At 67.5% G+C, this 11,689-nt stretch carries 8 protein-coding genes; 2 read left to right on the forward strand and 6 right to left on the reverse strand.

The features are described 5' to 3' along the window. Window positions 1-143: 143 nt before the first annotated feature. Complete coding sequence (locus tag MJD61_19235) at window positions 144-1,073, reverse strand: prenyltransferase (protein ID MCG8557396.1); 930 nt, start codon at window positions 1,071-1,073, stop codon at window positions 144-146. Between the two features lie 154 nt (window positions 1,074-1,227). On the opposite strand from MJD61_19235, the gene MJD61_19240 reads away from it, so the two are divergent. Further along, window positions 1,228-3,936, forward strand: coding sequence for a protein kinase (locus MJD61_19240; protein ID MCG8557397.1), 2,709 nt, complete (start codon window positions 1,228-1,230; stop codon window positions 3,934-3,936). Between the two features lie 64 nt (window positions 3,937-4,000). Further along, window positions 4,001-5,047 carry a hypothetical protein gene (locus MJD61_19245; protein MCG8557398.1) on the forward strand — a complete coding sequence of 349 codons (1,047 nt, stop codon included), beginning with the start codon at window positions 4,001-4,003 and terminating at the stop codon, window positions 5,045-5,047. A gap of 203 nt (window positions 5,048-5,250) precedes the next feature. Here the strand turns inward: MJD61_19245 and MJD61_19250 are convergent, their stop codons facing one another. The 5 genes from MJD61_19250 to MJD61_19270 all read right to left on the reverse strand — a co-directional run bounded on the left by MJD61_19250 (window position 5,251) and on the right by MJD61_19270 (window position 11,451). After that, the gene (locus tag MJD61_19250) at window positions 5,251-7,320 is read right to left on the reverse strand and encodes a flagellar biosynthesis protein FlhA (protein ID MCG8557399.1); all 2,070 of its coding nucleotides are present in this window, start codon (window positions 7,318-7,320) and stop codon (window positions 5,251-5,253) included. Between the two features lie 8 nt (window positions 7,321-7,328). Beyond that, on the reverse strand, window positions 7,329-7,937 hold the full coding sequence (gene recR / locus MJD61_19255) for a recombination mediator RecR (protein ID MCG8557400.1): 609 nt from the start codon (window positions 7,935-7,937) through the stop codon (window positions 7,329-7,331). A 109-nt stretch (window positions 7,938-8,046) separates the two neighbouring features. Then, entirely contained in the window at window positions 8,047-8,367 is a 321-nt protein-coding gene (locus MJD61_19260; GenBank protein MCG8557401.1) for a YbaB/EbfC family nucleoid-associated protein, read from the reverse strand. Between the two features lie 28 nt (window positions 8,368-8,395). Then, window positions 8,396-10,252, reverse strand: a complete 1,857-nt coding sequence (dnaX, locus tag MJD61_19265) for a DNA polymerase III subunit gamma/tau (GenBank protein MCG8557402.1) — start codon at window positions 10,250-10,252, stop codon at window positions 8,396-8,398. A 20-nt stretch (window positions 10,253-10,272) separates the two neighbouring features. Further along, window positions 10,273-11,451, reverse strand: a complete 1,179-nt coding sequence (locus MJD61_19270) for a hypothetical protein (GenBank protein ID MCG8557403.1) — start codon at window positions 11,449-11,451, stop codon at window positions 10,273-10,275. Window positions 11,452-11,689 lie beyond the last annotated feature (238 nt).

Genomic DNA, 11,689 nt, shown 5'->3' on the forward strand with positions numbered 1-11,689 from the left:
CTGCAGTGGGGCTCGCTGGCAAGGCGGACCGACGAAGACTGCGGTTCATTTCGATGCGGTGCAGCGCATATTCGAGGAGGTCCCAACGCCGCCAGCGGGCGCCAGGGCTGGGGCCAAACGATCAGGATTCCTGTGGCGAGGCACTAGTGGCTTTGCACTGCGATCAGCGCAGCCAGCAAGGCGCCTGCCCCCCACACGGCTCGGTGCAGCTGCTGCTTGTAGAGCTTGTGCTCGCAAAACGCGTTGGTCACAGCGCGCGGGCTCAGCTTGCGCAACCTGTGGTGGTGCCAAAGGACGACGGCGGCTGCAAGCGCGGCCACCTGCATGGCAGGGACGCTCAGAGCCGTTAGCAGCCACGCGAGCGCGCCCAAGAGGGTGCTCGTCTCCACCACGGTTCGGGCCGCGGCATTGCCGAGGAAGGTGGTCAGCGTCGTCTTGCCTCCGGCTCGATCGCTCTGTTCGTCAGACAAGCCGCTGGCAACCGCACTCGCGAATGCCAGCAAGCCGTTGCCTGCGAGCACCCACAGCGCTGGCGAAAGCAGTTTGCCGTTTTGTGCGTAGGCGTTGAGCCAGGGCAACGCCACGCCTACGCCCACGGCCTCGAGCAACTCTCCGCCCCCGCGGTAATTGAGCCGCAGCGGCGCGAACGTATACGCGTGAAACAGCCCCATGGCACCCAGCCCCATCGGACCGAGCCAGGGTCGGTCGATCCAGGTTCCGCCGCACAGCGCAGCCGCGGCAGCCACGACGCCGGCGCAGACACCCGCCGCAAGGACCTTGCGGGCAGAGAGAATGCCGTCGGGAATGGTCTTGGGCGAGCAGCCTTTCGGAAACATGCGCCGCTTGATCGAGTCGACCTCGCGGTCGCCCCAGTCGTTGAGCAAGACAATGAACAGCAGGCCGAACCACGTGAAGCACAAGGCCACGGCAAAGGCTGGCCAATCGAAGCGCGCGCGGCCTGACAGGCCGATCGCCTGCCCCAAGCCCATGGGCACCAGCAGCTTGGGCCAGCCGGCGCTCTTGGAGGCGTACCACCAGCGCCTTGCCAGGGGAGCGACGGCAGCCTCGGTCACACGCTCGCTTGTATCACGCGTGCCCGACCTGGCAACGCAGGGCTTGGCTTCGTTGACCGTAGTGTGGCCCCGGTCTAGGCTCCAGCTCGGGATTCTGCTGCGGGTCTGGCAGACTCCAGGTCCCAGTCCCAAGTCGGCGACGAGAGGCAACAGATTGAGTAAGGAAGCGCCCCAGACCGGCGGTTCTGAAACCGAGAGCTCATGTCCGCAATTGAGCTCCGTCTCTTCCGATCTCGCCAAGCGTTTCCTGGTGGTCGAGCCGCTACGGCGGCTTTCGTCGGGATACCTCTACCTGGCGCAGGATCGGCAGGCTTCGGATTCGGAGTGTTCGGATGCCGGTTTGCTGCGCGTCATCAGGTTTCCGGAAGGCTTCGAGGCTAGCGGCTACGAAAGGATGTTTCGCCAGCTCCAGAGGCAGTCGCGGCTTCCCAAGACAAGCGCGCTTGCGCTGCCCCATGCCTGCGGAAGATTCGAGGACGGTGTATGGCTGTTTCGTCACCACCACCAGGGCTCGACGCTGGCGCAACGGCTCGGCCGAGATGGCGCGCAGCCTGTGGAGCTTGCACTGTCGATCGCGGGACAAACCGCCGCCGGGCTCGAGCACCTGCATCGCAGCGGCCTGCTGCACCGAGACCTTAGACCCAGCCGCGTGCTGCTGCGACCCACCGAAAACGACACAGAGCCGTCGGTGATCCTGCTTGGCGCCGGTGTGGCAGCGCCGGTGGATCCCGAGGCGTATCCGGGTCTGCTCGGCTCGGCGGAGTACTTGGCCCCCGAGCTGATCGCCGGGCGGCTTCCCAGCGTTCGCAGCGATCTGTACTCGCTGGGCTGCATGCTGCACGAGATGCTGAGCGGCGCACCACCGTACCGGGGGGATCGAGTCGCCGACGTGCTCGAGGCGCAGTGCGAGCGGGAGCCCCCCGCGCTCGAGCACCCGTTGCCGAACGGCGTAGGCAAGCTCCTCGAGGGGCTGCTCGCCAAGGATCCCAAGCATAGACCGTTTTCGGCGCGCCAAGTAGTGCGCGTGCTGGCTCCCTACATGCCCAAAGGAGCCGCGCGTTCCTCCGAATCCACCCCGGGTTCTGCCAGCCCGTCCGCTCAGGCTGCTGAGGCGCGCCGCCCAGCAGCCCAAACCGGCTTCGCGAGCGCGGGCCATCTAGCGCAGCCCAGCAGCGGTCCTGAGCGTCCAACAGCAGACACGCAGGAGTTGACCCAGCGGGACCTGCTAGCGGGAGTGGAGCCGCCTCCAGCTCCGGGCGCGAGTCGCCGGCGCACCAGGACCGAAACGCTGGACCCGGACGAGCTTGAGCCGTTGGGGCCCGGGGAGCCCAAGACTGGAGCGCGCGCTACCCAAAGGCACCTGCGTGAGGACTTGGTTCCGGTTAGTAAGGCGCCAGAGGCTGCGGAGCGGCAGACCCAGCCCTTCGAGGAGAGCGAGCCCCCGGCCCAGCTTCGATCCCGAGACGCAGGCTCGACCCCGCGCAACCAGCCGGACGTGGCCGCTGAATCGGACGTGCCAGGGGTCCCGAAGGCGGCCGGTACGTCGAAAGCGACACCCGAGGAGCTGGATGCCGCCGCGGGCAAGGCGGACCCGTGGGCGCAGCTGGAGGCCCCGCCGCAAGAGCCCGCGCCGGGGGAGTCCGGCGTTACGCAGGCTGCGGCTGAGCAGGCAGTGCAGGCCGGGGAGCCGGATGCGGCCGAGGGGCAAGCGGACCCGTGGGCGCGGCTGGAGGCCCCGCCGCAAGAGCCTCCTCGAGTAGCTGCGCCAGCTGGGGAAGCTGCCGGGCCTCGGTCGGTAGCAGTCCTTCCCAAGCGGGCCTGGATCGTAGCCGGGGCCGGGGCGGTCCTGCTGGTTTTGGTGCTCGTGGCGCTCGGCGGCTCCCCCGACGAGGCCGCACCGCCGCAAAGCCCGGACTCCGGCCAGGTCGGGGCTGAGCAAATCGACTCGGAGCGTGAGGTCTCGCCCGGTCATGACCAACCGTTTGTGGACCCCTTGGCCGAGACGGATGAAGTGGCGCAAGGAGCGTCGTCGAGCACTCGGGAGACGACCGCGCGAGAGCAGCGGGGGCAGGGGTCGCCCGGGGCGGATCCGCCACACCAGGCGCCTGCGAAGACCGAGACCGTACAGTCCTCGGGCTCGCCTCCGGACGAGCCAGCGAGGCGCGAGCCAACCGCGGCTCCCACAGTCGAGGGGCTCGCAGCTGCCGCGCCTGCCGCAGCGGGAGCTCGTGCCGAGGCGGGTGCTGCCAGTTCCGGGCGTGAACCGACCGCGAGCAGGCGCGTGCACCAGGCGCCCCGGGGCCGGGTTCGCCGCGAGCCACGCCTGACCGAGCGTCGCCGGCGACGCGGGCCCGGGCGGGGTGCCGCCCAACGCGAGAGGGTCACACGAAAAAAGGTCGCGGCCGGCCACCGCTCCAAGTCAGCAGCCTTCGAGCGGAGCGACCGGGGCGCTCGAGCTGGTCGCCGCGTTGATCGAGGCAGTTCGCCCGCCACCGGTGCCGGGCAAGGCACACGAAACGCGACCGAGCTACGCGACGCCGCTCGCAAGCACTTTCGTGCCCGCCGCTACGCGCAGGCCGCAGCGGGCTATCGCTCCGCGATCGCTCAGGCGCCGCGGCACGCGGGCAGCTACGCGGGCCTCGCTGCCTCGGAGCTCGCGCAGGGTCACGCGGCGGCTGCGGTTCGAGCCTACCGGCGGGCGATCGCGCTGTCGCCGAGGGTGAGCGGTTTTCACGCTGCACTCGGACGTGCGTACCTCGCGGCGGATGAACGTGGTCACGCCGAGCGTTCCTACCGCAAGGCCGTCGAGCTCGATCCGCGCAACACGGCTGCGCGCGAGGCTCTGCGGAAGCTGGGTCGCTAGGGAGGGCGGGGTCCTATCCTTTGTGCTTCGAGTGTTCTATAAAGAAAAGCGGAAGGGCGGCGACGTGGCCATCAAGCTAGAGGACATCGACCAGGAGCTCGACGGATTCGACAAGACAGCCGAGGAACTGGAGCGCCTTCGCGCTCGGATCGTCGGCCAGGCTGTGGATCTCGACGAGGTCGACTTGGAGCTGGAGCAGCTGGCGAGCAGCAGCACTCGAGCGGCCGCAGCCATCGCGGCGACGGTGAAGGCTTCTTCCTTGCCTCGCTTGCCGAACTGGCTTCAGTCGCCGCGATCCCGCGCGCCTGGTTCGACCTCTGGGCCACAGGCCCGGCCCGCGCGACCTTCTCGCCCCCCGAGAACACCTTCGCCGGCTGCCGGTGCGGTGGAAGACCGCGAGCACTTGGCCGACGTGCCTACGGGAGTCTCCAGGCCAGAGTCGGCGGGCGCAACGCCGCCGGCCGTCGAGCAACTGCCTCGGGACAGCGGTCCGCAGGCGGTCATGCCACTGGCTTCTCAGCCGCAGCCACAGACGCCCTCGGCGCAGCCACAGGCGCCCTCGGCGCAGCTACTGACGACCAGCGCTGAGGCCGCGTCTTCCGAGTCCCGGCCAGCCTGGAGCGCGGAGGAGCTCGGGCGGCTGCTAGACGAGGACCTCGATCCCGGTGAGTTCGGCCAGACCGAGCAGCTGCGGAGCTCGGGTGATCTGCCGCCTGTGCCCCCCTCCGTGAGGGCGACCGCCTTGCAGGAACCGGTGCCGCCGAGCGCGCGCCCTCCCGAGCCGGAGCCCACGGCCCGGGTAGGCGCACCCGCCGAGGCGACCAGTCCCAAAGCCATGGTTGCGTCCCCGGCAGGAATGGACCTGCTGGCAAGCGATCCCGAAGGGGGCATTCCGGAAGGTCGCGTGGTATCGTTGCAGAGCCACCTCACGACGCTCCTGGATCACGAGTTCAGTCCGGGCGAATTCCCGCAGACCGAGCCCCTAGCCGGGCCGGCAGAGCAGCAAGGACTCGCCAACGAGAGCGCCGGCACCCCCGAGAGCCGCGCCAGCTCGGCCGAGTTCGAGATCGCTGGCGAGGACCTCCTCGAAGAGATCGAGGACGGCCGCTAGCTACACGACGGTGCAGAATAGGGGGGATTCTTCCATGATCTCGGCGGTCGGATAGCTGGGCGGCCAACCGAAGCTGCGCCTTCTCGGGGCAAGCCCGAGGCAGGAGGCGGTGGCGGAGACAGAGGGCCGCGGCGAGGGCAGAGGTTCCGATTCGGAGGCGGATGTCGGGTCCAAGAACACCTACAAGAGTGCTGAACTCGAGGCTAGCCTCCAACTCCGATCGCGACCGGGCGGCGCGCCTCCACGCTCAGGTCGGGTGGTAGCTCGTCGTAGCTCAGGACCGCCAGATCCGGCAGGCTTGCTGCTGCCAGCTGCCGGACGTGACGGCGCAGGTCCGCATGGGTGAGCACGAGGCCACGGCCGTCTTGGTCGCAAGCTTGGCGCAAAGCCTCGACCAGCTCCCGCGCCTCCTCGGGCGCGAGGGCGAGCGCAGGGCCGGCTCCTCGCGGACGCAGACTATCGCGCAGGGTCTCCTCGAGGCTGGGATCGAGTCCGTGGGCGCGCAGGACTCCCTCCGGCGCATACCGGCGACACAGCTGGCGGCTGAGCTTGCGCCGGACGTGCTCGGTCAGGCCAGCGACATCGTCCTTGATTTCGCGGGCCGTGGCCAACGCCTCGAGGATCGCTCGCAGCGGGCGCACGCTTACCTGCTCATCCAGCAGCCGCCCAAGCACCTCGCGCAGCCGTGGCAGCGGTATGGGGTCGGGTACGACGTGGCTTACGAGCGCGGGTGAAGCGCGCTCTGCTTGCCTCAACATGCGCTGGACTTCTTCTAGACCCAAGAGCTCGGAGCTGTTGCGTCTGAGCACGGCCCAAAGGTGGCGCCGGATCCATGCTGCCGGGCCGAACAAGTCGCTGAAGCCAGCTGCGATGGCCTGCTCGCGCGCGCTTCGCTTCAGCCAACAGGCCGGCCTGCCCGTGACCGGATCGGTGGCGTTTTCAGCCTCGAGCCCGGCCTGTTGCGCCTCGTGCACTGCGAGCTCGAGCGCGAGCTTGTCGATCGGGGCTCGGCCCTGACCGAGCTGCCCTTCGTGCACGATGAACGCGTATCCGTCCGCTGGGAGCTCGCTTCCCTTGCGAACGCGGACTGCGGGCAAGGTGACGCCCAGGTCGCGTTCCAGGGCCTCGCGCATGCCCCCTATGCCAAGCTCCTGCAGGGGCTTGTGATCGCTGCTTGTCTCGAGCCACGGCGCCAGCAGCGAACCCAAGGCGATCACCACCGGCTCTTGTGCAGTCGCTCCGGAAGCAGGCCCGGCCGCAGCCTGTGCGCTCGCTCCGTGCTGGGCTTGTTGCGCTGCGTGGTGGAGGCTCAACGCCAGGGCACCCAGCAGCGCGCCCAGTGCAAGGAAGGGCGCGCCGGGCAGCCCCGGCACCAGCCCCAGAAAGGCCAGGAAAAGAGCCGCGAGCGTGAGGATCCTGGGCCGGGTGAACATCTGCGAGCCGATGTCGCTGCCCAGCGATCCGTCGTCGTGCTCGGAAGCTACTCGCGTCACTACGATTCCGGCGGCCGTGGAGCTCAGCAGGGACGGGATCTGCGAGATCAGGCCGTCACCGATCGTCAGAAGCCCGTAGATTCTCAGGCTCTGCTCGACGCCGAGCTCCCTTGTGCCAACACCCATCGCAAGACCGCCCAGGATGTTGACGAAGGTGATCACGATACCCACGATGGCGTCCCCTTTGACGAACTTCATCGCACCATCCATGGCTCCGTAGAACTGACTCTCGCGCTCGAGCGCTCTGCGACGCTGGTGCGCCTGATCCTGCGTGAGCGCGCCGGTGCGTTGCTCCGCGTCGATGGCCATTTGCTTGCCGGGCATCGCGTCCAGGGTGAAACGGGCGCCCACCTCCGCGACCCGTTCGGAACCCTTGGCTATCACCACGTACTGCACCAGCGTCAGGATGAAGAAGACGACCGCGCCCACGAGGTAGTTGCCCTGCACCACGAACTCGCCAAAGGCCCTGATGACCGAGCCGGCGTCCGCTTGCAGCAAGATGAGACGCGTCGACGAGACATTCAAAGCCACCCGATAGAGCGTGCTCACGAGCAGCACCGTGGGCATCGCGGCGAAGGTCAGCGCGTCCGAGATGTACATGGACACCAAGAGCGTCAGCAGCGCAAGCGTTAGATTGGCGGCCAAGAGCACGTCGAGCACGCTCGGTGCGAGCGGCACGATCATGATCGCGACGATCGTGACTACAAGCGCAGCCAGCCCGACGTCTGCATGCCTTTGAAGGGATAGACTGAACGGGAACTGGCGTTTTCCTACCGGCACTGGCCAGGCTACAAGGCGCGACGTCCTTCGAACGCGCGTGTCAGTGTGATCTGGTCCGTAAACTCGAGCTCTCCGCCATGTGGGACGCCGCTGGCGATGCGCGTGCAGCGCGCGCCCTCGGAAGCCAGCTGCTGGCTGAGGTACAGCGCCGTGGCCTCCCCTTCCACGCTCAGCGGTGTTGCGAGGATCACCTCGTCGAGCTCCTGCTGCTTGGCGCGGGTCAGGAGCGGTTCGAGACGCAGCTGGTCGGGGCCCATGCCGTCGAGCGGCGACAGCAGGCCATGAAGCACGTAGTAGTGACCCCGGAAGACTGCTCCGCGCTCGAGCGCCGAAACGTCCTGGGGCCGCGCGACCACGCAGACGAGCCTTGCGTCGCGCCGGACGTCCCGGCAGATGCTGCACAGGGCCTCCGTGCTGTAGTTGGCACAGTGCTCACAGTTTCTTACGCGTTCTCGGATCTGCGCGATGGCCGCGCCCAGGCCCTGGGTGTAGCCTGGCTCCACCTCCAAGAGGAAGAAGGCCAGCCGCGTCGCCGTGCGTTCCCCCACTCCCGGCAAACGCGACAGCAGCGCTACGAGCTCCTCGATGGGGTCTTTCACGGGCACGTTGGATCGCATTTCCGGCATCGGGTGGGGCGGCGCGTAGCCCGCACGTCCGAGGTCGACTCGAACCGCGGTGCCGATTTCCACCGCGGTGTCGACTCCAACCGCCTTGGAGCCATGTAGATCAAAAAAGTCCCGGGATCTTGAGACCGCCCGTGACCGTTTCGATTTCGGCGTCCACCATTTCCTGGCTCTTCTTGAGGGCCGCATTGGCTGCCGCCACCAGCAGGTCCTCGATCATCGAGAGCTCCTCTTGCTCGAGCAGCGCGGGCTCGATGCGCACCCGGACCAGCTCCTGGCCGCCGTTGACGCACACCGTTATCCGATCGTTGCCGCTCGATGCCTCGACGGTCTGCGCCTTGAGCTCTTCCTTGCGCCGCTCGATCCTTCGCTGCATGCGGTGAGCCTGCCTCATCAGCTCTGCCACTCCGCCACGAAACGTCATGGTTCTCCTCCAGCACGGGTCTGGCTCTTCAGTCACCATCGACGCGAACGTCGACGTTCTCGTTGGCCTCCGGGAAGATCTTCAGCGCCTCCACGACACGCGGATGGCTGAGCGCCCGCTCCACCTGCTGCTGTCGGCGCTGCTCGCGCTCCTTCGCCTCCAGTTGATTCACGCTGGTGCCCGGATCGGCGATTTCGGCCGTCGTGCGTATCTCGAAGCTCGGCTGCTGGCCCAACACTTTTTCGGCCACCACGACGGCCGCCTGCCGAGCCTCGCTGGCCGCTGCCTGGCGTGCGTGGAAGGAGCCGGCCGGGAACGCTATCACAATCCGCTCTGGGCCGATCTCGACCGGTGCCGCGTGCTCGAGCAGTGCCGCGAGCGCCGGCCGGGAATCTCTGAGCCTGCGCACGATCTCGACCCATAAGTGCTCGTTACCGCCACCACGCAGCGGGGCATTGCCGGCCGGCGCGGCACGCTCTGGCGGCTGCGGTGGAGGGGGGCCGGCATCCCCGCCGCGTTGGCTGGTTGGGGTTCGGTCTGGCTTGGCGTCCTCGTGCGCCGCCGAGGTTCGTGGTTGCTCAGGGGGCCGCTCGGCCGGTTGGCCCCGCACAGGTCGCCCGGTCCTTTGGGGAGCCTTTGCCTCGGTGGCCGACCGGCCGCTTGCGCGCGCAGGGTTTGCCTCGCGCAAGCCGCGGGACGCTGTTGAGGCCGGGCTGGTTGGTGCGGGGCCCGAGTCGCCGAGCAGTTTGGCCTCCAGGGTCCGAAGCTTGCCGACCAACTCGGAAAGAGGCTCCAAACCTGTGCGATCGGCCAAGCGCACAAGGCCCATCTCCAAGATCAGCATGGGCGTCGCCGAGCGTCCCACCTCGTCCACGAGGCGCGAGACGCCGGCGAACAGCCGCTCGAGCTCCCTTGCATCGTGTTGCCTTGCGAGCTCAAGCGCTCGGCTGCGTTCCTCGGATGTCAGGTCGACGAGCTCCGGACTGTCGCCTGCCACGCACAAGACCACCAGGTCTCGTACCATCGAGGTCAATTGGCGAACGAAATGCAGTGGATCGATTCCTTGATGGCCAAGCTCATGGGCTGCGCCGAGAGCCGCGGCTGCGTTGCACTCGCTGAGCGCGCGTGCGACGTCAAGCAGGTGCTGGCGGTTGGCGATCCCCAGACCCCGCGCGACCTCTTCGCCGACCAGGCGATCGCCCGAGAAAGCCACTACCTGATCAAGCAGCGTCAGCGCGTCCCGCATCGAGCCAGCGGCCTCACGGGCCACGAGCGAGATGGCCGCGTCGTCCGCTTCGATGCCTTCCAGCTTGAGAATCTCACGCACGCGCCCGCTGATCACGGAGCGAGGGATGAGCCGGAAGTCGTAGCGCTGGCAGCGCGAGCGGACCGTGACCGGGACCTTGTGCACCTCCGTGGTTGCAAAGATGAACTTGACGTGCTGTGGGGGCTCCTCGAGCGTCTTCAGAAAGGCGTTGAAGGCTCCCTGCGACAGCATGTGGACTTCGTCGACGATGACCACCTTGTAGCGGTCGCGTTGCGGCCGGTAGGGCAACGATTCCTGCAGCCGGCGTACGTCATCGACGCTGTTGTTGGAGGCGCCGTCGATCTCGAGCACGTCTACGTCCACGCCGAGCGTGATCTCGCCGCACGCGTCACACCGGTTGCACGGTTGCTTCGTGGGGCCCTTTGCGCAATTGAGCGATTTGGCGAGCAGTCGCGCGCTCGTGGTCTTGCCCACTCCCCGCACCCCGGTGAACAGGAATGCATGGGCCACTCGTTGTGACTCGATCGCGTTGCCGAGCGTGCGAGTGACATGATCCTGGCCCTCGAGCTCGCTGAAGCGCTGGGGGCGATACTTGCGGGCTAGGACGGTGTACGTCATGCGTCGAAACGAAGGCGAGGTCAGCGGGCGCTGCGGGGTAATTCAGCCAGCCGGCGTTGAATCTCGCGAGCCATTATGCCTGTCGCCCCGTCAAGGGCGCGGCGCAGCCGCTGCTCGGCTTCCTGCGCTCGACCCACAGCGATCAGCGCATCTGTATACAGCAGCAGCGGACGCCCGTCTTGTGTGGCGGCAGGCAACACCTCCCGAGCCGTCAGCAAGGCCCCGGCTGGATCGCCGAGGGCCAGGCGAACGTCGGCGAGCGCCACCAACACCTCATGGCGCAGCAGCTGAGCTTCTTCGCTCGCTTCGTCGGCGTCCAGCAGCACACCTGCGCGCCGCAGACTTTCCGAGGCGCCGAGCAGCCGACCCTCGCGTGTCCGAGCGTGGCCCAGCAAGAAGTGCGCTGTGGCATCGTCGGGGGCCAGGCGTGTAGCCTGTTCCAGGATGACCAGCGCCTGCGCCGCCTCTTCGGCTCCGAGATGCGCCTTCGCCAACGCCACGAGCGCTTGGGGATCGGCCGGATGCGTAGCCAGCCTCCTGCGGGCGCTCCTGAAAGCGTGAAAAAGGGGACTTGCCAGCTTCAAGTAGTCGTGGCGCCAGAAACCGCGGCGCCACAGCACCCAAAGACACGCGGCGCCAGCGAGGTACAAAAAAACGGCCAGGTCACCGGCGTTGTTCGCCGACGCGTTGAGCGTGTCGTGCAACACGGCGAAGTCACCTCTCGCCGTAAGCAGGCTTGCGGCTGGGTACCACACGAGCATGAGTCCCAGGGTGAGTCGAGACGTTTCGAGAAGCAGGTAGTTCCACGCCGCATTGACGGGCGCGCGCTTTACCCACAGGATGGCCACAAGGGACGAGAGCAAGGAGACCGCGGGTCCGGCGCCCGCGACCGAGGCCAACTGCCAGGGGGCTAGGGCAGGTTGACGCGCGGGCAGCACGGATTCCCAGAAAACGAGATAATGCAGCTCTGCTACGCGTGCGTCCATCGCCACGATGGCCGCGACATGGGCGGCCAGATGCAGCCCGAGCGCGGCGGGCACGGCAAAGTACAGGCTGAGGGCTCCCACTAGACGCCGGTCTTCGTGGCTAAAATGGTCATCGAAGGTCGAGGAGCCGGCACGCACGACCCGAACCGCGACCGCGGTGGCCAAACAGCCATACAAGAGCACGAATCCTAGTGCGACCAGAGTCGGGTCCACGACGCGGCAGTATTAACGGGTCGGCCTGTTTCGAGCAAGTCCACAGACCCAAGGCATCGGACGCGCCCGTCCAACGGCGGGTAAGGGCCCGCGGAAAAATAACTCGTCTGTATCGCCGAGGGCCGGGCGCCGTTGGCAAGGCGCAACGACGAGGAATATTGGGGATATTTCGAGGAGGCGCAACATAGCCAGCGGTGGTCGGAACCGGTGAGATGGATGAGTTATTCTTCCGCGGGCC

Source organism: Pseudomonadota bacterium (genome assembly GCA_022361155.1).
Classification (GTDB): domain Bacteria; phylum Myxococcota_A; class Polyangia; order Polyangiales; family JAKSBK01; genus JAKSBK01.

Coding starts and splice junctions, on each gene's coding strand:
- recR (MCG8557400.1), bottom strand. CDS start 7,937: ATGCGATCCAACGTGCCCGTGAAAGACCCCATCGAGGAGCTCGTAGCG.
- dnaX (MCG8557402.1), bottom strand. CDS start 10,252: ATGACGTACACCGTCCTAGCCCGCAAGTATCGCCCCCAGCGCTTCAGC.
- MJD61_19260 (MCG8557401.1), bottom strand. CDS start 8,367: ATGACGTTTCGTGGCGGAGTGGCAGAGCTGATGAGGCAGGCTCACCGC.